The organism is Vibrio sp. 10N.261.52.C2 (assembly GCF_041471425.1).
Classification (GTDB): Bacteria; Pseudomonadota; Gammaproteobacteria; order Enterobacterales; family Vibrionaceae; genus Vibrio; species Vibrio crassostreae_C.
Genome location: NZ_JBFROH010000030.1, coordinates 92,572 through 115,902, shown reverse-complemented (window position 1 = coordinate 115,902; position 23,331 = coordinate 92,572). Strand labels below are relative to the sequence as shown.

Annotated in this window: 21 protein-coding genes; 6 read left to right on the top strand and 15 right to left on the bottom strand. The window is 45.6% G+C overall.

Annotated features, from left to right (window positions below):
• Positions 1–117 precede the first annotated feature (117 nt).
• From AB4307_RS12085 to pilM, 9 genes are all read right to left on the bottom strand, one after another.
• Positions 118–966, bottom strand: a complete 849-nt coding sequence (locus AB4307_RS12085) for a Dam family site-specific DNA-(adenine-N6)-methyltransferase (RefSeq protein WP_017061122.1) — start codon at positions 964–966, stop codon at positions 118–120.
• A gap of 69 nt (positions 967–1,035) precedes the next feature.
• On the bottom strand, positions 1,036–2,553 hold the full coding sequence (locus AB4307_RS12080) for an AAA family ATPase (RefSeq protein WP_017068836.1): 1,518 nt from the start codon (positions 2,551–2,553) through the stop codon (positions 1,036–1,038).
• 79 nt (positions 2,554–2,632) lie between these two features.
• A complete protein-coding gene (aroB, locus tag AB4307_RS12075; RefSeq protein WP_017061124.1) occupies positions 2,633–3,721 on the bottom strand; it encodes a 3-dehydroquinate synthase in 1,089 nt (362 codons plus the stop codon).
• A gap of 25 nt (positions 3,722–3,746) precedes the next feature.
• A complete protein-coding gene (aroK, locus tag AB4307_RS12070; protein ID WP_017061125.1) occupies positions 3,747–4,265 on the bottom strand; it encodes a shikimate kinase AroK in 519 nt (172 codons plus the stop codon).
• Positions 4,266–4,441: 176 nt separating this feature from the next.
• Complete coding sequence (locus AB4307_RS12065; protein ID WP_372131961.1) at positions 4,442–6,160, bottom strand: type IV pilus secretin PilQ; 1,719 nt, start codon at positions 6,158–6,160, stop codon at positions 4,442–4,444.
• 35 nt (positions 6,161–6,195) lie between these two features.
• Entirely contained in the window at positions 6,196–6,714 is a 519-nt protein-coding gene (locus AB4307_RS12060; RefSeq protein WP_017063694.1) for a pilus assembly protein PilP, read from the bottom strand.
• On the bottom strand, positions 6,701–7,330 hold the full coding sequence (gene pilO, locus AB4307_RS12055; RefSeq protein ID WP_372131959.1) for a type IV pilus inner membrane component PilO: 630 nt from the start codon (positions 7,328–7,330) through the stop codon (positions 6,701–6,703). Before pilO ends, AB4307_RS12060 begins: the two co-directional genes overlap by 14 nt.
• Positions 7,323–7,922 carry a PilN domain-containing protein gene (locus tag AB4307_RS12050; RefSeq protein ID WP_017061129.1) on the bottom strand — a complete coding sequence of 200 codons (600 nt, stop codon included), beginning with the start codon at positions 7,920–7,922 and terminating at the stop codon, positions 7,323–7,325. Before AB4307_RS12050 ends, pilO begins: the two co-directional genes overlap by 8 nt.
• Positions 7,906–8,931: a type IV pilus assembly protein PilM gene (gene pilM / locus AB4307_RS12045; protein WP_017061130.1), complete on the bottom strand. Its 1,026-nt coding sequence runs from the start codon at positions 8,929–8,931 to the stop codon at positions 7,906–7,908. The genes AB4307_RS12050 and pilM overlap by 17 nt, the downstream gene beginning before the upstream one ends.
• A 151-nt stretch (positions 8,932–9,082) precedes the next feature.
• On the opposite strand from pilM, the gene AB4307_RS12040 reads away from it, so the two are divergent.
• On the top strand, positions 9,083–11,644 hold the full coding sequence (locus AB4307_RS12040) for a penicillin-binding protein 1A (RefSeq protein WP_170963319.1): 2,562 nt from the start codon (positions 9,083–9,085) through the stop codon (positions 11,642–11,644).
• A 111-nt stretch (positions 11,645–11,755) separates the two neighbouring features.
• On the opposite strand, the gene oxyR is transcribed toward AB4307_RS12040, so the two are convergent.
• The gene (gene oxyR, locus AB4307_RS12035) at positions 11,756–12,649 is read right to left on the bottom strand and encodes a DNA-binding transcriptional regulator OxyR (RefSeq protein ID WP_017061132.1); all 894 of its coding nucleotides are present in this window, start codon (positions 12,647–12,649) and stop codon (positions 11,756–11,758) included.
• Between oxyR and AB4307_RS12030 the strand changes: the two genes are divergently transcribed.
• The 3 genes from AB4307_RS12030 to AB4307_RS12020 all read left to right on the top strand — a co-directional run bounded on the left by AB4307_RS12030 (position 12,648) and on the right by AB4307_RS12020 (position 15,340).
• Positions 12,648–12,827, top strand: coding sequence for a hypothetical protein (locus AB4307_RS12030; protein ID WP_372131957.1), 180 nt, complete (start codon positions 12,648–12,650; stop codon positions 12,825–12,827). The genes oxyR and AB4307_RS12030 overlap by 2 nt on opposite strands.
• A 44-nt stretch (positions 12,828–12,871) precedes the next feature.
• Positions 12,872–13,600, top strand: a complete 729-nt coding sequence (locus tag AB4307_RS12025; RefSeq protein ID WP_017061133.1) for a glutathione peroxidase — start codon at positions 12,872–12,874, stop codon at positions 13,598–13,600.
• A gap of 273 nt (positions 13,601–13,873) precedes the next feature.
• Positions 13,874–15,340: a dihydrolipoyl dehydrogenase gene (locus tag AB4307_RS12020; RefSeq protein WP_372131956.1), complete on the top strand. Its 1,467-nt coding sequence runs from the start codon at positions 13,874–13,876 to the stop codon at positions 15,338–15,340.
• A gap of 274 nt (positions 15,341–15,614) precedes the next feature.
• On the opposite strand, the gene AB4307_RS12015 is transcribed toward AB4307_RS12020, so the two are convergent.
• Complete coding sequence (locus AB4307_RS12015) at positions 15,615–15,962, bottom strand: RidA family protein (RefSeq protein ID WP_372111363.1); 348 nt, start codon at positions 15,960–15,962, stop codon at positions 15,615–15,617.
• Between the two features lie 120 nt (positions 15,963–16,082).
• Here AB4307_RS12015 and AB4307_RS12010 point away from each other — a divergent pair, with 120 nt between their 5' ends.
• Positions 16,083–16,298, top strand: coding sequence for a DUF3624 domain-containing protein (locus AB4307_RS12010; protein WP_372103632.1), 216 nt, complete (start codon positions 16,083–16,085; stop codon positions 16,296–16,298).
• A 243-nt stretch (positions 16,299–16,541) separates the two neighbouring features.
• On the opposite strand, the gene argH is transcribed toward AB4307_RS12010, so the two are convergent.
• The 4 genes from argH to argC all read right to left on the bottom strand — a co-directional run bounded on the left by argH (position 16,542) and on the right by argC (position 21,894).
• Positions 16,542–18,416 carry an argininosuccinate lyase gene (gene argH, locus AB4307_RS12005; protein WP_017061136.1) on the bottom strand — a complete coding sequence of 625 codons (1,875 nt, stop codon included), beginning with the start codon at positions 18,414–18,416 and terminating at the stop codon, positions 16,542–16,544.
• A 347-nt stretch (positions 18,417–18,763) separates the two neighbouring features.
• Positions 18,764–19,975: an argininosuccinate synthase gene (locus AB4307_RS12000; protein ID WP_017061137.1), complete on the bottom strand. Its 1,212-nt coding sequence runs from the start codon at positions 19,973–19,975 to the stop codon at positions 18,764–18,766.
• A gap of 113 nt (positions 19,976–20,088) precedes the next feature.
• Positions 20,089–20,877 (bottom strand): acetylglutamate kinase, encoded by a 789-nt coding sequence (argB, locus tag AB4307_RS11995; protein ID WP_017063686.1) that lies wholly within the window; start codon positions 20,875–20,877, stop codon positions 20,089–20,091.
• A 12-nt stretch (positions 20,878–20,889) separates the two neighbouring features.
• A complete protein-coding gene (gene argC / locus AB4307_RS11990) occupies positions 20,890–21,894 on the bottom strand; it encodes an N-acetyl-gamma-glutamyl-phosphate reductase (RefSeq protein WP_372111368.1) in 1,005 nt (334 codons plus the stop codon).
• Positions 21,895–22,047: 153 nt separating this feature from the next.
• Between argC and argE the strand changes: the two genes are divergently transcribed.
• Entirely contained in the window at positions 22,048–23,184 is a 1,137-nt protein-coding gene (gene argE, locus AB4307_RS11985) for an acetylornithine deacetylase (protein ID WP_009848891.1), read from the top strand.
• Positions 23,185–23,331 lie beyond the last annotated feature (147 nt).

The window sequence follows — 23,331 nt, the reverse complement described above, 5'->3', positions numbered from 1 at the left end:
CTATTTGGTGTGCAATTCTACCTAAGCAACTAAGCAGATCCTAGCAGTTCGAAAGATTAGTTTATGAAAGTACCCGTTGGTCACTCAATTTAATGAGTTCGAGGGTTATGTTGGCCGCTACAATTCTTCTGAAGCGTGTTGCTGGTTTTTCTCTTTATGAAAAAGTGCCAGTAACTCATCGACTTTATTGCGCCCTGCGCCATTACGGCTAATGGTGCGCTTAACCTTGACCACGTTCAGTTCTGCACCATGGTATAAACGGCGCGTTAAGGTGGTGTCATGGTTTGAGATCAAGACAGGGATGCCTCGTTCCATCGCTGCTTTTTCAGCAACATCCGCCAGTGCAGCTTGGTCATCTAAGCTAAAGCCATTACCTGCGTAAGAGGTAAAGTTTGCCGTGTTCGACAGTGGTGCGTATGGAGGATCGCAGTAAACCACACAGCCTTTGCGCGCGCGGCTAAAGGTTTCATGGTATCCCTCGCAGACGAAGGTGGCTTTTTTCGCTTTCTCGGCAAAAAATTCCAGCTCAGCTTCTGGGAAGTAAGGTTTTTTATAAGAACCGAATGGAACGTTAAAACCGCCCTTCTTGTTGTAACGACATAGGCCATTGAAGCCAAATCGGTTCATATACAAGAAAGCCAATGAACGATACATGACGTTATCTGTACCATTGAACTCAGCGCGAATATCTAAGAAGGCTTCTTTACGGTTGTTCTCAGGACAGAACCAGCGCTTCGCTTCCGTGATATAAGTTTCAGGATCGGTTTTAAGCAGGTTGTACAGGTTGATAAGATCGGGATTGATATCTGCAAGCAGGTACTGTTCAAAGTCAGTATTCAGAAATACTGAGCCGGCACCGACAAACGGTTCTACCAATTTACGAGCAGGTGGCAGGTGACGTTGGATGTCTTCAACTAGGCCATATTTACCACCAGCCCATTTTAGAAAGGCACGCTGCTTTTTCATTTACTGCTCTATCTATCAACTCAAAAATAAGGCTGCGGAATGTAACATATTTTGAGGCTAAGCTCAGGGTTATTTCGCACGTTCTATCTCTCGATGCACTTGATTCATCGATTTTGCCCAAGGTTCCAACTGTTGAAGGGGTTTTGATAACGCACTTACCGCGTCTCTCGCCACTTGAATCGTTGGGTAATCTTGATAAGTGATAATAAACCACTTGGTGTCGTTGCGAAGTGTTGGGTAAATACGAACCTTGTTCTCAAGGTCATACTCTTCAATGAAAGACTGTACGTCGTCCAATGAGGTCATCGCACTCAACTGCAAAGTATAAGCTCGCGGAGAGATAGCTTGTAACTCTTCGCGAGAAAATGAGAATGTAATTTTCTTAGTCGGTGGCGTGGACTGTGTTAGGTCTGTTGCTTCATCGGCTGAAGGCTGTGACTCCACTTTGTCTGCATCTGATTGCGAACTCACCGCGGCACCTGTGTTTTCTTCAACAGCAGCATCAATCGCACTGGTATCGGCACTTTCAGGTTTATCATCAAGCAAGGCATCAACCACATCAGAGGTGATTACGACACGCTGCTGATCTTGTTCGACTTCTCCAACACTCGCGGTATCTTCAACGACAGTCGGTGGCAAAGATGAGCTGTCGTCATCAGCACCTTGATAACTCATGTCAGCTTCGGCTTCAGAATCGTCCATTCCGTCGATTCCAGCTTGCTCGGTACCACTTTCCACTTCAAAAGTTGGGATAGCTGTCTGTTCAATCGGAGCGATAAGAGATTGCGCTTTATCGTCAGGGGTTGGTTGACTGAACATCCACCAATAACCACCACCAATTAAAATCAACAGCAAGGCCACCACAATCGCGATATTGATGGGTGAGCCAATAATTGAGCGAATAATAATCCTTTTTTCCACTTTCAATTCTCCTAAAGCCATTAACTCACCGGGCAGAGGTTGCGCTTTATTAAACGCACGTCGCACGCAAGTTTCAGACTCATCATCAACATATCGAATCACCAGTGATTCAAAGAAATGTTCAGCTTCTGGTTGCGAAAGGTCATCGATCTCAAGATCGATAGGTTTGTGTTGTTGACCGTAGCTCAAACGCGTTAATAACGTATCTAAGTGGCCAGGTTCCGAGAAGAGAACGATATTGATCGTCCATTGAGGGTTTGATTGAGCTTCCAGTACCAACATCCATAATTCGGATACCAATAGCTCAGAAAGTCGTTGGGCATCATCAACGACGATAACCACATTACACGGTTCTCCATCCAGTAACCTTGTTAGGCTATCCGATAAAGAATCATGTTGATTAAACAGGGGATCAGAAACAATTTGGCTAAGAATGAGCGCACGGCGTTGTTGATCGTCTTGGCTTGGATGACAAAGCAGTAAACACTGATTTTTTTCTGTCGACCATGCTTCAAGATAACGCTGAGCCAACCAAGATCGGCCAGAGCCAGCTTTGCCCGCCACCGTCACAAGGTTTGAACCAAAGTTAGTCAAAAGCTGTAAGCGCTCTAGCAGCTCAACTTGAGATTCTAACTCTAATACTCTTAATTCATGAGCCAAACTCATTGGGGATCCCTACTGATAAGATCGATCAGTAAAACGCTTCAGTTGCCTAGAGTTTAGCTAGGCAACCTCACAACCAAATTTAAAGAGTACGGCAGAAATCGATCGCTTGTTTAATGATGTCTTGAGGCACATCAGCAACCACTTCAGCAGTACCAATACTTGTTGGTAATACCAAACGCAACTGACCAGACAGCACTTTTTTATCGCGCATCATGTGCTTCATAAAGTCTTCAAAAGACATGCTTTCTGGCGTATGGATTGGTAGTTTCGCATTCTTGAGTATAGAAATAATTCGCTCAAGTTGCTGCTGAGAGATCAGCCCCTGCAATTGAGCAGTTTTCGCTGCCATTACAGTGCCTGACGACACAGCTTCACCATGTAGCCAATTACCATAGCCTAGTTCTGCTTCAATCGCATGACCAAATGTATGACCTAGGTTCAATAACGCTCTGATTCCTGACTCTTTTTCATCTAAAGCAACCACTTCAGCCTTAATTGCACAACAACGAGCAATCGCGGTGATCAGTGCCTCTTCATCAAGTTGATAAAGTTTCTCTAGATTCTGCTCCAACCAATCAAAGAAGGCTTCATCGTAAATGATGCCGTATTTGATCACCTCAGCAATGCCAGCTGCAAACTCACGCTCTGGAAGCGTTGATAAACAGTTAGTATCGATGATCACAGATTTCGGTTGGTAAAAAGCGCCGATCATATTCTTACCAAGAGGATGGTTTACTGCGGTTTTACCACCAACAGAAGAGTCCACTTGAGAAAGAAGGGTCGTCGGGATTTGAATGAAATCAATACCGCGCTGGTAACAAGAGGCAGCAAAACCGACCAAGTCACCGATTACACCACCACCTAAAGCAATCACCACCACATCGCGGCTGTAATTACCTTCAAGCATGTAGCTCATCACTGAATTGAACGTTTCAAGGGTTTTGTACTGTTCACCGTCTGGCAGCTCGAGAAGAGATGTCTGACAGCCTACTTGATCCAATAGCGATAAAATTTTATCTGCATAAAGAGGCGCTACTGTCACATTACTGATAACAACAACTTTCTGTTTGCCTGATAAAAAAGAAAGGTACGCCGGGTCTTCAAATAACCCGGCGCCAATAGAGATAGGGTAGCTACGCTCAGCTAGATTGACCGTAATCCGTTCCATGGGTTTGCTCTCCGAAAAAATGAACTTAACGTTCTTCTAGCATTTTTACGATCTGGTTGGCTACCACTTTTGCACTTTGGTCGTCAGTACGAACTGTGTAGTCCGCCACTTCTTCGTATAGTGCGTTGCGAGATACAGCTAGATCTTCTAGCACATCACGCGGGTTGTCTGTTTGAAGTAGAGGGCGTTTCTTGTCGCGGTTAGTGCGAGCAAGTTGCTTTTCAATTGTTGTCTCTAGGTATACAACAATGCCTCGTGCAGATAGACGGTTACGGTTTTCTTTGCTCAACACTGAACCACCACCTGTCGCAAGAACAATACCTTGTTCTTCTGTCAGATCATTGATTACAGATTCTTCGCGCTTACGGAAACCTTCTTCGCCCTCAACATCAAAAACCCATGCGATGTCTGCGCCAGTGCGCTCTTCGATCACAGTGTCAGAGTCTAGAAACTCCATATGAAGTTGGGAAGCTAGGTGTCTACCAATTGTACTTTTGCCGGCGCCCATTGGGCCAACAAGAAAAATATTGCGTTTCTCAGCCATGTTTTTAGCAGTAATTTACAACGTTAATTCAATGACATCGCCACAAGGTAGGTCAGTACAAGTACTGAAATTAAAAGGCCCGTGGCACCGATTCCTCACAGATAATTCGTGATAAGACCCGAAATTATCAAGGTTAGGTGCCACTAATGCAACTTTATTTTTAATCTAATTGTTCATTACTGAATCACAACTTTGGGTGTGACAAAAATAAGTAGTTCACTTTTACCCACATTTTCATAGCTGCGACGGAACAATGCACCCAAAACTGGCAGGTCTCCCAACAGAGGAACTTTATCCACCGTGCTGCTTACGCTGTGTTGAAATATCCCGCCAAGAACGACAGTTTCACCATTATTAACAAGCACTTGCGTACCTATTCTTTGCGTGTCAATTGCTACCGCTTCCCCTGTTCCGGTCTTGACCACTTGCCCAGGCCTATCTTGAGTCACGCTCAAATCCAATACCAAACGATTGTCGGGTGTGATCTGCGGCGTCACCTTGAGGCTCAATACCGCTTTCTTAAATGCGACCGACGTTGCACCACTTGAAGAAGACTCTAAGTAAGGGATTTCAGTACCTTGCTCAATATAAGCGGGCTTTTTATTGGTGGTGATTAAGCGTGGACTAGAAATGATTTCAGCTTTTGACTCTTGTTGCAGTGCCGACAGTTCAAGATCGAGTAAGGTATCTGAACCCAGTTTGGCCACCTGAAACGCAATACTCGAGGCGTTCGGCGATGTTGCCCCTAAATTGACGTTGAGGTAGTCATCAATTGCACTGTTGCCACCATCATCGTCATACGGTGTGATTTGTGATGGATGATTACCTTCTATTGAGCCACCAACGGTGAAGCTTCCGTTGGTCGAGGAAACACCCCAGCGCACGCCAAGCTCATCAAGATTACCCTCAGTGACGGTCACGATACGCGCCTCTATCTGCACCTGTTTCACGGGAATATCTAAGGATTCAATGATGCCTCGTATCACGGCAATGTTCTCCTCCAACTCACGAATCAATAAAGAGTTAGTGCGCTCATCAATGGTAATCGAACCGCGATCAGACAACATGCTGACCGCACCTTCACCGCCAATCATGTCGGCAATATCGGTGGCCTTAGCAAAGTTAATCTTGATGATTTCCGACTTAAGCTCCCCAAGCTCCTCTTCTAAACGCGATTTTTCTAACGCTTGTTGCTCTCGAAGATCCAACTCAGCTTTCGGCGCAACCAAGATGACATTGCCATCCACGCGCTTATCCAATCCTTTAACTTGCAAGATAATGTCGAGAACTTGCTGCCAAGGTACGCCATCTAAACGTAAAGTGAGGTTTCCGGCGACCGAATCAGATACGACTAAGTTAAAATCGTTATAGTCAGCAATCAGCTGCAGGACATTTCGTACTGGGATGTCTTGGAAGTTAATCGATATCAGCTTGCCCTCTTTCTCTAGAACGCTTTTTTCTTTGGTCACTTCATCGATAACTGGTTTGCTGATCACCACCTCAATAAAACGTCCCTTTAGATTGTATTCATACTGATAGTCATTGCTAATCGTCGCTAGAAGCCGAGTGCTTGGTGTCTCTTTATAGACTTCAATGCCTTCAACCAAGGTAGCGAAATCCTTCACATCCAGCAGGTAGAGCTTGTCATCATCAACTTGAGTATTGATTAGCTCGATACTTAACCCTTCCTGAGCTCGTTGAACATCCACCACTGCTGTGCTGGTCGCCAGCTCAATAATGATGACGGCGTCTTTATCCTTATTGACCCTAAAATCAATATTCTCCAATTTGTTCGGTAAGCTCTCGGCATGGCTGAGCACGCTAACAACCAACATCACAGACACAGCAAAACCTTGTAGAGCCTTGCTCACTAATCCACTTATTCCTTTAATCATATTTACATCTCATATCCACATCATGTGACATTGGTTTACTTCAGAGCCAGCCTAACGTTGCGCTTATGCCAACAACCTAAGCCATCTGGAAGAGTTTCATTAATCTGAACGTATTGGCTCGTCACCTTAGTAACTCGGCCATTGTTTAAGCCGATAAACTGGCCTTTCTTGACGTTTACCACGTTGCCTTTGGGTGTTTGCACTAAGCCAAACACGCTTGAGCCACTGCCCATCACGCCTCTTAAACGAAGCTTACTCAGCGGGTACTTCTCTAACTTGCCATTACGAGAACGGGCGCTGGGTTGCCAACAGTCTTTCTTAACCAAGGGTTGGTTTTGCACAATGGCTTCTTTAGGCAGTTCAAAGGGAGGACGCAAAGATCGGCGCTGATAAGTCGCCGCCGTGAATTCAGTTGCTGGGACAAGTTGCTCGACATCTTTTCTCGCCTTGGCTTCAACCTGCGCCACAAAATCTTGCAGTGAGTCTTGATTAGCTTTGCAGCCTGACAGTGCAAGCATCAATACGATTGAGTAAAACGCGCTATTGGGTTTCATCATTAACCTCCGATTTAAACTGGTAGGTATAAGCTCGAACCCTAAAGTGCAGCGTGCTGCTTTCTTGGCTGACTCGTTGCCAATTCACATCATCAAAGCTAATGATGCGCGGTAGCTTAGCGATGGCCGCAGAGAAGTCGCCAATCTCATGGTAGTCACCCGTCAGTTCGATATTGAGCGGTAAACGATAGAGGAACTCCTTGTTCTGCTTTTGTCCCCAATCGATTCGAGTGAAGGTCAGCGAGTTATCCAAGCCGAGTTCATTCACAGACGCCAACATACTGGCCAGCTCTTTTTGAACCGGCAGCTGCTCCAACAGATAATCGTAGCGACTAGTTAGCTCATCCAACTGGCTCTGCAACTTAGGTAAGGCTGCAACCTTGTTGGCCTTTATTCGCAAGGTCGCCTTTAAGGTTTGTTCTTGTTGCTTCATCTGTTGCAGTTCATCGTCGAGTGGCAACACATAAAGCCAAGTGCCTACACCTTGGATTAACACTATCAACACCAGAATCACGAGAAGCTGAGGCAGCAATGGCCATTCGGTGATCTCATCAACATCGAGATCTTGCAAGCTCATCCTGTTTTGTCTACTAATCCTATTTTGAAGGTTAGCCATGATGCGCCCCCTTATCTTTTCTGCTCGCGGTTGTGTTTTCTAAAGACACAGGGCTAAACACAAAAGAGACCTTGAAGGTCTGAAACTCTTTATTGAAGCGCTTGCGGTTATGAACGATAGAGTGCATCTCGACCCCTTTCAAAGAATCTGAACGTTCGAGGTTGTCCAACATGGTGGCGAGACGAGCAGTGCTGTCGCTGATGCCCGACATTTCAATCTCCTGACCATTCATCTTTATCTTGTCGACATAGACACCCTCTGGAATCAGCTCCGGCATCAAGTTCATGAAGTCGGTGGTCTTATTACGGCCAAGCTGCAGCGACTCAACCACATCAAGTCGAGTCAGAATGGCTTTGTGTTCTTGCTCTGCGACTTTTAACGACTGAATTTGTCGGTCGAGCTCAGCAATGTACTGATTGAGGTAATTGAGGCGAGCTTGCTGCTTGGCTTGTTGATCGTGAAAATAGTGACCAACCGCCCATTGCCCTATAAGCGCAATGATGACGCCAAGAATGACCAGATGGATAAAACGCTTCTTGTGCTGAGCACGAATCTCATCACGCCACGGCAGCAGGTTAATTTGATGCAACATGCTTCTCTCCCTGCCACTTGAGCCCACTCATCGCCATACCCGCCGCGATACCAAAGTGTTGCCAGTCAATCGGCAGTCGGCGTCTCTTGGCGACCTTATTCTCAAATAAAGACAAAGGATTCAATGACTCGCAGCTCAACTGAAAATGGCGTTCTAGCTCTTCGGTTACCATAGGGATGCTGGCGCCCTCGCCCATCAACCAAATCCCTGAGATAGGTTGCTGCGCATTTCCCGATGAATAGAGCTGCAATTGACGCTTGAGCTTCTCAATCAGGTTAACAATGAATTGATGTGTCTCTTCCATAGTACCGAACACGCTCTCGATATCACTCGGGTCATCTGAGCTGCGAAGATCTTGAGTGCCAAAGGCGATGTCTTTATAGAAAGGCGCCGAATTCTGCGGGATAACCCCTAGCGAGGTTTGGTCGATTCCAACATCCACTAGCAACCAGTTTTTCTTATCGGGATACAGGCGCGAGGCCAATTGCCAGATATTAAGTAGCCCATGCGCCTGTGTATCCACCACCACAGGTTTGAAGCCAGCCTTGGTTAATGCATCCGCTCGGCTATCCACAACTTCTTTACGAGTGGCGTATACCTGATAACTGCTTGTCGAACCTTTACCAAATCGTTTGTCTTCCAGCTTTACAAAATCTAAACTCAGCTCCTCGATAGGAAAGGGAGATTGATGGGCGAAGGTTTGATAGATAGAAAACTCTTTTTCTCTGTCTTCTAACTCACTCTCTATTTGCAGTACTTTGCTGATCACCGTGTTATCAGGTACCGAAATGGCGACGTTGCGACAGCCAAAAGGCAGTCCTTTCCTAAGTTCTTTAAGTTTCTTAACAGTTTTCTGATACTCCAAAGTATGGTTAGCTGTAAAAATGTCGTCCGAAATCGGCAGCTCTTTGTATCCCACTAGGGCATACAACTCCCCCACGGGTTTTAGTACCACGGCTTTGATGCTGTGATGATTTATATCTATACCTGTAATTAATGATGAACCCATGTGACCTAGCTCCTGAAGTGCCAAGCATTTCGTTGATTATCTAGGGGTTGTGATTATTAGTTAAATAAGCGTTAATAAACGAAAGCTAAGTTTTTAGCCTAGAGTACAAGGGTTTGCTGCTTATCAGCCTTAACTAATCAGGGATTATCCGGTGAAGTTCATAAAGCGATTATTCATATTTACATTGATTTGCATGATTCTTGGAGTCAGTACAATTTTCGGGTTTTATTTTTACGTAAAACCAGAGTTGCCTGATGTTGCCACTTTGCGCGACGTAGAACTCCAAACGCCGATGCAAGTCTTCAGTCAAGACGGTAAGCTGATCTCTCAATTTGGTGAAAAGCGTCGTAATCCAGTCACTTATGACGAGATTCCTCGCCACTTAGTTGAGGCTCTGATTGCCACCGAAGATAGCCGTTTCTATGAACACCCAGGTATTGACCCAATCGGTATCACACGTGCAGCACTCGTGGTTGCAATGTCGGGTTCAGCCAAACAAGGTGCTAGTACCATTACTCAGCAGCTTGCGCGTAACTTCTTCTTATCTAATGAGAAAAAGATCATGCGTAAGATCAAAGAGATCTTCATTGCGATCCACATTGAGCAACTTCTTAGTAAAGAAGAGATCATGGAGCTTTACGTCAACAAGATCTTCCTTGGTCACCGTTCGTATGGTTTTGGCGCGGCAGCACGTGTTTACTTCGGTAAAGATCTTCCTGATCTCACGCTGAGTGAAATTGCGACCCTTGCGGGTATGCCAAAAGCACCTTCGACAATGAACCCTATTTACTCTGTTGAGCGCGCGACTAACCGTCGTAACGTTGTATTGCGTCGTATGTTAGACGAGAAATACATCACTCAAGCAGAGTTCGATGACGCTCGTAGCGAAGAGCTTATCTCGAAATACCACGGTGCAGAGATCGAACTGAGCGCGCCATATGTTGCTGAAGTTGCACGTGCTTGGATGGTGGAACGCTATGGTGAAGAAGCTTATACATCAGGCATGAAGGTCTACACGACCGTTGATTCGAAACTGCAAAAAGCAGCGAACCAAGCCGCAATTAAGAACCTACTTGGCTACGATGAGCGTCACGGCTACCGTGGTGCTGAAAAAGTATTGTGGCAGACTGCGCAATCAGCGTGGGATCAAGAACAAATCGTTAAACACCTTAAGTCTCAACCAACCTATGGTGACCTAGTCCCTGCTGTTGTTACCGCGGTTGATTCGAAAAGTGCTCAAATTTGGGTTAAGAACCAAGGTGAAGGCACTATCGAATGGCAAGGCATGAACTGGGCGCGTAAATTCCTAACGGATAACCGCCAAGGACCAGCGCCTTCTCAAGCGAAAGAAATTCTGGCGGTTGGTGAACAAATCTGGGTTCGCCATGAAGCCGTTACCGGCGATGAAGTCTCTGAAGAGCCGACAGAAGAGTCAGCGACTGCAGAATCAGAAACACCGATTGTATGGCGACTAAGCCAAGTACCGAATGCGAACACAGCATTTGTTGCAATGAACCCGAACAACGGCGCGGTATTGTCGATGGTCGGTGGCTTTAACTTTGTCCACAACAAGTTCAACCGTGCAACGCAATCTATTCGTCAGGTGGGTTCTGGTATCAAACCCTTTATCTACTCAGCAGCGATTGAGAAAGGCTTAACGCTAGCCTCACTGATCAACGATGCACCGATTAACCAATGGGATAAGAGCCAAGGTACCGCATGGCGACCAAAGAACTCGCCACCGACTTACGTGGGTCCAACTCGTTTACGTATTGGCTTAGCTCAGTCTAAAAACGTAATGGCGGTACGTGTACTGCGCGAAGTAGGTCTAGATGATACTCGTAACTACCTAACTCGATTTGGCTTTGATATTGATGAAGTTCCGCGCTCTGAAACCATTGCTCTGGGTGCGGGTAGCTTAACGCCAATGAAAGTAGCTCAAGGTTACTCAGTATTCGCTAATGGCGGCTACTACGTTGAACCTTTCTACATCAGCCGCATTGAGACACCATTTGGTGAGACTGAATTTGAAGCGACACCAAAAGTGGTTTGTAAAGACGATTGCCAACAGCAAATGACCTCAGACCCAATGGCTGATGTGTTTGCAGAGCAAGATGTGGATGCCAAAGTACAATACGCACCTCAAGTTATCTCTGAACAGAACGCATTCCTTGTTCGTGAAATGATGTACAGCAACATCTGGGGTGGCGGTGATTGGAGCGCAGGTACGGGTTGGAACGGTACAGGTTGGCGTGCACAGCCGTTGAAGCGTCGTGACATTGGCGGAAAAACGGGTACCACCAACGATTCGAAAGATACTTGGTACAGCGGTTACGGCCCTGGCATGGTTGCAACGGTATGGGTTGGTTTTGATAACCACAACCGCAACCTAGGCAGAACCAAAGCGAACTCAAATCTTGGTAAGAACCAAATTACGGGTGCAGAAGCTGGCGCGAAAACAGCAGAACCTGCATGGGTTGATTTCATGGGTACGGCGTTAGCGGGTGTTCCTGCTGAGCGTAAAGAGATTCCTGAGAACATCGTCCGTGTTCGTATCGACCGTGAAACTGGCTTACTGACCAACAAGTTCGATAGCTCATCAATGTTCGAGTACTTCGAGAAAGGCACAGAGCCAACCGAGTACATCACTGAACGTTTCAATGATGACATCTACTCAACCTCATCAGGTGAAGCAGTAGAAGAACTGTTCTAACTAAGGTTTGTAGAACCTAGTAACATGAACCAACCAAAAGGGTTGATATGCATTCATATCAACCCTTTTTTTATATCTATATCTGACCAGACTAGGCTCTAAATTCAAGCGCTAAGCCGTCTTCTCCAGTTGAGTTCGAATCGTCTCAGCCAATTGCTCGAAACGTCCCTTCAATGGAGAGCCCGGACGGTAGGCAACAACAATGCGACGTGAAGGTGTTGGATTCACAGCAGGTACGTAACACACACCGTCTTTCTGCTTCTCTTTCGGCACCGATAGCTGAGGAAGCAAGGTAATCCCCGCCCCCGCCGCGACCATGTTACGCAGCGTTTCTAAGCTGGTTGCCTTAAAGCGCTCATCATCTTTGGCGCCCGCAGCAAAACAGAAGCCCAAGGCTTGGTCTCTCAAACAGTGACCGTCACCTAGCGCAAGTACGGTTTGTCCATTTAGCTGCAGCATATCGACAGTGTCTTGCTGAGCCCACTCGTGGTCACATGGAACGGCAACACTTAACGGCTCGTCATACACATCGATCTCTTTGAACACCGCCGTTTCATCAACCGCAGCCAGTACCAAGCAGTCCAGCTTGCCATCTTCAAGTTGACTCACTAACTGGTGGGTCTGAGCTTCATGAAGGTAAAGCTCAAGATCTGGGAAGCTCTCTTTAAGATGAGGAACAATCTTAGGCAGAATGTAAGGACCAACGGTTGGAATAAAACCAATGTGCATTGGTCCGGTCATCGCTTCACCGTGTCCACTCGCCATATCCTTAAAAGTTTTCACTTCATTGAGAATACGCTTGGCTTGTTCAACAAGTTGTAACCCTGATTCTGTAAATATTACCTTCCTTGGACTACGCTCGGTTAACTGAAGTCCAATTTCATCTTCTAGTTTGCGTATTTGACCGCTTAGTGTCGGCTGACTGACAAAGCACGCTTCTGCCGCTTTTCGGAAGTGTTTATGCTCTGCGAGCGCCACCAAGTATTCAAAGTCACGAATGTTCATGATCAGTCTCTTACCTCAGGTTTTAATAAGAACAAGAGTTCTAATAGAAACATTTAAAAGAAAAATGCTCTTGATAGAATTTACCTATCAAAACCATAACATCAAACGATTAGAGCTATCAAAGGATTTATCTAATAATGGGCTCAACAAAACGAAACAGAGCAACGAAAAACGTTAAGCTCTAATAGAACAAAATTAAAAATACTATTTAAGGAAATCAATATGTTTGCATCTAAAGAAGGTCAATCAATCCCTCAAGTAACATTCCCAACTCGCCAAGGCGATGCATGGGTTAACGTAACGACAGAAGAGCTTTTCAAAGACAAGACAGTTATCGTATTCAGCCTACCAGGTGCGTTTACTCCAACATGTTCTTCAAGCCACCTACCTCGTTACAACGAGCTACACTCTGTATTCAAAGAAAACGGTGTTGATGACATTCTGTGTGTTTCTGTAAACGATACATTCGTAATGAACGCTTGGAAAGCAGACCAAGAAGCGGAAAACATCACATTCATCCCAGATGGTAACGGTGATTTCACAGACGGCATGGGTATGCTAGTTGAGAAAAACGACATCGGCTTCGGCAAACGTTCATGGCGTTACAGCATGCTGGTTAAAAACGGCGTGGTAGAGAAAATGTTCATCGAAGAAGACGTACCAGGCGACCCGTTCAAGGTTTCTGATGCTGATACTATGCTTAACTACCTTGCTCCTGAGCACAAAGAGCAAGAGTCAATCACAGTATTCACTAAGCCAGGCTGTCCTTTCTGTATGAAAGCAAAACAGAACCTAATCGACAAAGGTCTGAACTACGAAGAAGTGGTTCTAGGTAAAGATGCAACAACAGTAAGCCTACGTGCTATCTCTGGTCGCACTACTGTTCCTCAAGTATTCATCGGTGGCAAACACATCGGTGGTAGCGAAGAACTAGAAACTTTCCTAGGCTAATCGCTTCATCGCCGATATAGGCTTAGAAGTATCAGCTAACCCACCCTCTTGTGGGTTAGCTATTCCAAACACTCTTATCTGAGTATTGGCAAAAGAATATAGCTGGTGACTCGCCCGTCTTTAACTAACCTATAGTTAGCAATAAAAGCAGAGTCACAAGCTAAACCTAATAAAACAGAATCACAAAACTGACCCACTATCCTGACTCTCAAAAAATCACCAGAGTTGGAGGGGTTCGTTCAAACCAAATTTAGCCATTGCGAGAAAATTATTATGAAACAAGTCAATGTAGATGTAGCAGTTATCGGGGGCGGTACGGCAGGTCTAGGTTCTTACCGCGCTGCAAAAGCACAGACTGACAGTGTCGTGATGATTGAAGGCGGCCCTTACGGTACAACCTGTGCTCGTGTTGGTTGTATGCCATCTAAACTGCTTATTGCAGCTGCAGAAAGTGTGCATCACATCGAGAAAGCTCCTGCTTTTGGCGTTCACCCACAAGGTGATATCGTGATTAACGGCCGTGAAGTGATGGACCGAGTGAAGTTCGAACGTGACCGTTTTGTTGGTTTTGTTTTAGAAGGTGTTGATGAAATTCCAGAGCAAGACAAGATCTCTGGCTACGCAAAGTTCTTAGATGACAACACGCTACAAATTGATGACCACACGCTTGTCACCGCTAAACGTATTGTTATCGCAACCGGTTCTCGCCCTGCATATCCTGCAGTTTGGAATGAGCTTGGTGACCGCCTAATCATTAACGATGACGTGTTCAGCTGGGATGATTTACCAGAATCGGTTGCGGTATTTGGCCCTGGTGTTATTGGTCTTGAGCTTGGTCAGTCACTGCACCGCTTAGGTGTGAAGACCAAACTGTTCGGTTTGGGTGGTCAAGTTGGCCCAGTAACTGATCCAGAGATCATGGCTTATGCAGATAAAGCTTTCAATGAAGAGTTCTATCTCGATGCCGACGTGAAAATCGAAAGCATGAAGCGCATTACCACTGAATCGGGTGAGCCACGTGTCGAAATCCAGTTCATCAATAAACAAGGTGAATTAGAAACTAACGTCGTTGAATACGTACTAGCAGCAACAGGTCGTCGCCCTAACACTGACAAGCTTGGCTTAGAGAATACCTCTCTAGAGCTTGATGAACGTGGTGTGCCAATCGCAGACCACTACACGCTACAAACATCACTACCATCAATATTTATCGCTGGTGATGCGAGTAACCAACTGCCTCTACTGCATGAAGCAGCAGACCAAGCTCGTATTGCGGGTGACAATGCAGGTCGCTTCCCAGAGATTCGTGCAGGCCTACGCCGCTCTAAAATCTCGGCAGTATTCTCTGACCCGCAAATCGCGATGGTTGGTGAAACCTACAAAGAGATCACCACACGCTTAGGCACATGTGGCTGTTTCGCAACGGGTGAAGTGTCTTTCGAAAACCAAGGTCGTTCACGAGTGATGCTTCGCAACAAAGGTATTCTGCACGTATACGGCGAGCAAGGCACAGGCCGTTTCCTTGGTGCTGAAATGATGGGACCAAACGCGGAACACTTGGCTCACTTGTTAGCATGGGCACACCAGAACAAAATGACGGTTTCTGAGATGCTGGATATGCCTTTCTACCACCCAGTAATCGAAGAAGGTGTACGAACAGCGCTACGTGACCTGAATGCAAAACTGCACCTAGGTCCAGAGATGGTGAAACACTGTCTGGATTGTGGTCCGGGTTGTTAATCTCAGACTACCGCTAGCAGTTAGCAAACGCTAGATACTAAAAAGGAAAGCCATTGGCTTTCCTTTTTATGTTTTGGCAACGAGCAAATAATAGATTCCCGACCACGCTCCTTCGTCGCTTTCGGGAATGACGCTGCTTTGAATACAGAGCAAACCCGAAGCGCAATAAGAACAACGCGTCAACTAAACCAAGCTTTAACTCGTCATTCCAGAACCGAGGGACGAGGTATCTGGAATCTCTTGAAGCAATTGCCGGTAGCTAAAGACTTAGCTATTACTTCTCAGCAGCAATCACAGAGATCTCAACAAGTAGCGCCTCTCGAGCCATGTCGCCAGTCACACATGCGCGAGCTGGAGCGTGACCTTCTGGAACCCATGCATCCCAAACTGCGTTCATTTCTTGGAAGTCTTTCATGTCTTTCAAGTAAATCGTTGCTGACAGCATGTGCTCTTTGTCGCTGCCTGCTTGATCAAGTAGGGCTTCGACTTTATCCAGCATCGTTTGTGTTTGCTCAGTGATGTCTTTGGTTGCATCAGCACACACTTGGCCACATAGGTAGATAGTGCCGTTGTGTTTCACAATACGGCTCATGCGTTGTTTGGTTTCTTGGCGCTCAATCATCGACTTTCTCTCTCTGTGTCACCGTGATCCAATATCTTGTGACGTGTTATTATCAGGGCAACAAGCATAACGCGAATCAAACCCAAGGTGACATGCATTCATTGCAATAAAAGTGAAAAAATCCGTAACAAGCTCGGTCGTTGCCAGCGTTGCATGAATCAGCTGATGGTGTTGTCGATTTTGAGTTGGGGAGTATGGTGGCTATTTTTCAGAGAAGACCCAAAAACCATCAATGCCATCGCTTTGATGATGGCCGCTTTCGCATTCAGTGGCTTGTTGTCGTTGCATTGGATAATGAAGTTTGTCGTGCTGCCTTTAAGGAACAAAAAGCGTTAACAGAGAGACTTTGCTAGATAAGTGATAAAGGCTAGATGTCCAATTAAATGACTCGCCTTAGCAAGCCGTCATCATTTCCCAAACAGCAGATAGAAAAAAGCCCCAGAACCAATCGATTCTAGGGCTTTCTTAGAAAATTCTAAGAAAAAGCAGTGGTACTTTAATAGACCGAGCTTTTCTTAGTTTGTTCCCAAAAAAGATCATATTTTTGATCTTTTTTTTAGGGACTATAAAATCAATGCCTTATGCAACATTAACCTTAGCAATAATCTGCTCTACCAAGTTCACTTCCAAGGCCACTTCATCACATGCATGTTGACGAGGACACTGGTCACAATCTTTCAGTACCTTCTCAGGCAGCAAAGATTTCGATGTCGGTAAGAAATCATGCTTCATGAAGAACTCAGGTGTACGAGTCAGCACAAACACCTTCTTGATGGCCATTTGTCGCGCTTTCTCAACCAAGTGCTGCACAATTGCGGTACCCTGCCCTTGACCTTGCCAGCCAGCTTCGACACCCAGTGAACGGATTTCCGCTAGGCCAGAGTCATACACATAGAGTGATGCACAACCTGTCACCTCACCATGATGCTCTGCGACCGCAAACGAGCCAATATCACGCACCAGTTCATTACGAGAACGAGGTAGGTTTTCACCCATGTTCGCCCAGTAAGCGACCATACCTTCCAACGCTTCAATATCGGTCAGACGAGCAGGACGAACCTTGACGATGGACGTATCACGCTGTGATAAACGTTTCTCAGCTTGGTCAACCGCGTAAGCCACTTGCTGTGGAGATACACCGCCTAGCGCGCTACGTTTTTCAAGACACGATTCAATGGTCAGGATGTCATACACATCTTCCTCAATCACCTCAGAGAACTCTTTCATCTCTGCGATGGTTAATTCTTCTAATGCACAGCCTTTAGCAATCGCCGCCACTACCGTCACACCAACAATATGGTGAGCTTCACGGAAAGGAATCCCTTTCGCTACTAGGTAATCAGCCAATTCAGTTGAGTTCGCGTAGCCTTGTTTCGCGGCTTCAAGTGTACGTTCGCCGTTCACTTTAATGCCGTCAAAACAGAGTGCTGCCATTTCCATACAATCATTCCAAGTATCTAAAGCGTCGAACAGACCTTCTTTATCTTCTTGCATGTCTTTGTTGTACGCCAAAGGCAGAGCTTTTACTGTCATCATCATTGCCGCTAATGAACCGTAAACACGGCCAGTTTTGCCACGGATAAGCTCTAGCGCATCTGGGTTTTTCTTTTGTGGCATCAGAGATGAACCTGACGTCACGGTATCCGCTAACTCGATGAAGTTTGATTCACCTGAGTTGTAGAAAATCATATCTTCTGCAAGACGCGAAAGGTGAAGCATAGAGATAGAAGCAATCGACATTAGCTCCATCACATGGTCGCGGTCAGAAACTGAATCTAGAGAGTTGCGCGTTGCACGACGGAAACCTAAGTTGTGAGCTAACTCTTCACGGTCCATCGGGTAAGCTGTTCCAGCAAGGGCACCAGAACCCAGCGGACATGTGTCTAGACGCTTAATCGCATCATTCAAACGTGAATAATCACGCTCAAGCATTTCAACGTAAGCCAAGCACCAGTGAGCAAAAGTTACCGGCTGAGCACGTTGTAAGTGAGTGTAGCCAGGAAGCACGGTTTCTTGATGCTGAGAAGCAACGTTCACCATTTGGCTTTGTAGGCGATCCAATGCCAGTAGCAGTTGGTTACCTTGCTGACGACACCATAGTTTCAGGTCTGTCGCCACTTGGTCGTTACGAGAACGGCCAGTGTGAAGTTTTTTGCCCAAGTCACCGACTTTGCCGATAAGTTGCTGCTCAACCCAGCTGTGAATATCTTCTGCATCAGAACGTAGAATCTGTTCAGGATCTTCCATCACCTCAAGTTTTAGCTCATTCAGCGCTAACTCAAGCTTCTGTTGCTCTTCTTCTGTTAATACGTTGACCGACAGTAGAGCTTTAGACCAGGCAATTGAGCCCACAATGTCTTGCTCAGCCAATCGGTAATCAAAACGAAGAGAATCGTTAAAATCTTTGAACCGGGTGTCTGCTGCTTGGGTAAATCTACCGCCCCATAATGCCATTGTGTATCTCCTAATTGCACAGTGCTCACTGTTTTTGCAAATGATAATTCTGATTAAGATTCAGTATTTTTCTGATGGTTTAAACTTACGGCAATTCAAAATGAAAATAAAGTATTAATTCATTATTTTCACATATTTATTCACCAACAGTTCAATCCATTGATTATTTTTAGCGTGGAGCGCGAATTATATGCCATCCGATAGGAAAAACCGAAGCTGATTTATTAGGCAAATAGAAAGTAAAAAGCCCACTCACTAATCAATAGTGAATGGGCTTTGCATAATAATGTCTGTTTACTAACCTTCAATCTTTCATCAAAGGCTAGCTCACTAACTCATTGTTAGGATTACTTTTGGCTATTCAAAGCACGGATACGGCTTGATAGCGAGTAAAGGCGGATGAAGCCTTCAGCATGGCTTTGGTCGTAAACTTCATCTTCACCAAAGGTTGCAAACTCTTCTGAGTACAGGCTGTTGTCAGAACGCTTCTGAGTCACCGTTGCATGGCCTTTGTAAAGCTTGATAACCACTTCACCATTCACGTCTTGTGCTAGCTCTTCTGTCGCGGCAAGGATTGACTTACATAGTGGAGTGAACCAACGACCATCGTATACAAGGTGAGAAGCCTTAACACCGAGCTCTTCACGGAATTCGAATGCCGCTTTATCAAGAACCAGTTGCTCTACTGCACGCAGTGCTTCCATCATGATTGTGCCACCCGGAGTTTCGTAACAACCACGAGACTTCATGCCAACAAGACGGTTCTCTACGATATCGATACGACCAACACCGTGCTTAGCACCTTTCTCGTTTAGGTAAACCAGTGCGTTGTATGGCGTCATTGTTTCGCCATCAACCGCAACCACTTCGCCTTTTTCAACTTTAAGCGTCACTGTTTCAGATTCGTTTGGCGCTTGCTCAGGGTCTACAGTCCAAGCCCAGCAATCTTCGTTAGGTGCATTCCATGTGTTTTCTAGAACGCCGCCTTCTGTTGAGATGTGCCATGCGTTTGCATCACGCGAGTAAATCTTAGTAAGAGAAGCCGTACAAGGGATGTTACGCTCAGCCAGGTAATCTAGACACTCTTCACGACTCACTAGATCCCATTCACGCCATGGTGCAATTACGTGTAGATCAGGTGCTAGTGCAGCAAATGCGCCTTCAAAACGAACTTGGTCATTACCTTTACCAGTACAGCCGTGACACAGTGCGTCTGCACCTACTTTACGTGCGACTTCAACCTGTGCTTTCGCGATGATTGGACGCGCCATCGACGTACCTAGTAGGTATTTACCTTCGTAGTAAGCGCCCGTTTTCAGCGTTGGGTAGATGTAGTCAGCAACCATCTCTTCTTTAAGGTCTGCGATGTAACACTCAGATGCACCAGAAGCTTTTGCTTTCTCTTCGATACCAATCAACTCTTCGTCGCCTTGACCAACATCCGCAACAAACGCAACCACTTCACAGTCATAGTTCTCTTTCAACCATGGAATGATTACTGATGTGTCTAGACCGCCAGAGTAGGCTACTACAACTTTCTTTACGTTAACTTTGCTCATTTTCTTTCTCCTAGTTTCCATACTGCACATGGCGGTCAGCGTTGGAAATGACTTCATAATTATATGTTTATTTAATTTGTCTAAATTCTTTAAGTAGTGACTCGTTGTGAGACCTACTGAGGTAAAAACTGTGTTCCTATGCTTTTACCTGAAAACAGTTGTGTTAGCTTTTCTGGGTATCGCCAAGTGGCAACTTCGATTGGTCGTCCAAGGTCGTTAGCGGCTTCTAGTGCAGCTTGAACCTTAACGATCATGCCGTCGGTAATCACTTTGCCGGCAATAAGGTCATCGGCTTGCTGTTGATTAAGACTTGGAATGAGGTGGCCTTTGCCATCCAACACACCACTTACATCAGAAAGCAGTACCAGTTCAGCATCAAGTGCGCCCGCAACGGCAACCGCAGCTTGGTCGGCATTGACGTTCATCAGTTGACCTTGCTCAGTAAGACCAATTGAGCTAATGATTGGCAGTGCGCCCGCATTAAGAATCGCTTGCAGAACGGTTGAGTCGCCCGGCTCCGCTTTTCCTACCGCCCCCAGTTCAGGGTTCAGTTCGCTCACTTTGCATAAACCACCGTCTGCTAGGCTTAAACCAACGGCATTGATACCGTCTTTAATTGCCTGACCTTGAAGTAATTTATTCGCCGTGCCCGCTAATGCACCAGCGATCACTGGGATCTGATCATAAGGAGTAACACGTAGCCCTTCTTTCTTAACGGTTTCTAGATTCAACTTATTCATCAAATCATCAACAAGGTAACCGCCACCGTGAACAATCACGATTGGTCGTTGTGCCTGTTGTTGGTAAGCAGAGATAGCACCAAATAACTTGCTAAGTGTTTCACCACAAGATAGCGCTGCGCCACCTAACTTTATGATTAATGGTTGATTATTAAGGCTCATATCTAGATTTCCTTACACTAACGCAGTTAATGGCGCAAAACCATAACGTAAATTTAAACACTGCATCGCTTGGCTAGATGCACCCTTTAATAAGTTATCAATCGCTGAAACAACGATGATGTGTTGACCTTGAACCTTCCAACCTAAGTCGCAGAAAGGTGTCTGTTCTACATCTTGAATTCTTGGCAGTGTCTCTTCGAGTAGTCTCACTGCTGGTTTACCTTGGTAAGCTTGTTCAAAGGCATCTTGTATCTGTTGTTCTGTCACGCCTTCAGCCAGTTTCATGGTGATGGTCGCTAAAATACCGCGCTTAAAGTTGCCGAGGTGTGGAGTGAAAATCACATCACATCCTAAATGTGCAGCCATTTCAGGTTGATGACGGTGATTGAAGACGCCATAAGCTTGCAGGCTTACTTCGCAGAAGCTGTTAACCATCGTCGCCTTGCGGCCTGCACCAGTCACACCGCTAGTCGCGTTAATCACTGGCCATTGGGTTTCATCCAGTAACTTGGCCTCAACCAAAGGTTTAATCGCCAGTTGTGATGCCGTTGGGTAACAACCCGCGACAGCGACAAGCTGAGCTTCTTTAATTTCTTGTTCGTTCCATTCCGCTAAACCGTAAGCCGCTTTGTCTAGCCATTGTTCGTGTTGATGTTCAAAACCGTAAAACTCTTGATAGAAGTTTTCGCCTTTAACTCTGAATGCTCCCGATAGGTCGAAGACTTGGCAATCGTTCTCTAGAAAGATTGGCGCTAGGTCGTGACTAACCTCGTGTGCCGTTGCTAAGAAAATCACATCAGACTGTTTAGCTACTTCTTCCGGATTTGTTAAAGGTTGTACTGGCATATCAATCAAACCAGCTAACTTACCGTGCAGTGCCGCAATAGGTTTACCTGCGTCTACACTATTGGCTGAGACATATAAACCTGATAGCGTGAGCTCAGGGTGTCTGTTTATCATTAGAGCCAGTTCTGCTCCTGTGTAGCCGCTTGCGCCAATGATCGTGGTTTTCAACATCTCAACACATCCATTTTTGAGGTAAGTTACATTTCAAATTTGACTATTCATACTTAATTTTTAGCTTTATTTGATTTCTTATGCATTAAATATGATTTAATATGTGTTTTACCGACTTATGGTTTTCCTGTCAATAGTAGAAGTGAAGTTATTATGCAATTACCGAGTTTTCTTGAGGTCTACAAAGGCCTAATTTCCACAGACTCTATTAGCTCGACCGATCCAAGCTGGGATCATGGCAACGAGAAAGTGATCGAAAAAATGGCTCAATGGTTTAAAGACGTAGGCTTTAGCGTTGAAGTCGTGGAAGTCGAACCCGGCAAGCATAATATGGTCGCTAAGATGGGATCGGGCGAAGGTGGCTTGCTACTCGCAGGACACAGCGACACAGTGCCATTTGATGAAGGACGTTGGAACTTCGACCCTCACGCACTAACAGAACACAACAATCGCTTCTATGGATTAGGCACAGCCGATATGAAAGGCTTTTTCGCTTTCGTTTATGAAGCGGCAAAGAAGATGGATTGGAGCAAACAGACCAAGCCGCTATATGTATTGGCAACCTGTGACGAAGAGACCACCATGCTGGGTGCGCGTCATTTCACTGAAAATGCACCGTTTAAACCGGATTACTGCATTATTGGTGAGCCAACCAGCCTTGTGCCGATTCGTGGCCATAAAGGCCATGTTGCTAACGCTGTGCGAGTAACGGGTAAATCAGGTCACTCTTCTGATCCTGCATTAGGTGTCAACGCCATCGAGATCATGCATGAAGTGTTGTTCGCTTTAATGCAACTGCGTGACAAGCTAGTCAAAGAGTATCACCACCCGGGTTTCGCAATTCCAAGCCCCACTCTAAACCTTGGCCATATTCACGGTGGCGACAGCGCGAACCGTATCTGTGGTTGCTGTGAGCTGCACTACGATGTACGTCCTTTACCGGGTATCAGCTTAGATGGTTTGGATAACATGCTGCGCAGCGCACTCAAAGAAGTAGAAGCAAAATGGCCGGGCAGAATTGAGATTACGCCACTGCACGAACCTATCCCGGGTTACGAGTGCCAACATGACCATCCATTTATCGGTGGCATGGAATCAGTTTGCGAAACTGAATCACAAACCGTGAACTACTGTACAGAAGCACCTTTCCTTCAAGAACTTTGCCCAACCTTAGTGCTGGGTCCAGGCTCAATCGACCAAGCTCACCAACCAGATGAGTTCCTAAGCTTCGATTTTATCGATCCAACGATTGATGTTCTGAGTAAGTCGATCCGCAAATATTGTTTCTAGTTATTACTTTTCTTCCAATATTTTCGTATAAAAGCTACCCGAAAAGGTGGCTTTTATTCTGTTATCCCAGACACAGCCTGATCTTGTAATTAAATTTCACTTTAATTCCGAACTATTGGGAAATTTACTTCTCCCGCATTTCGAAAA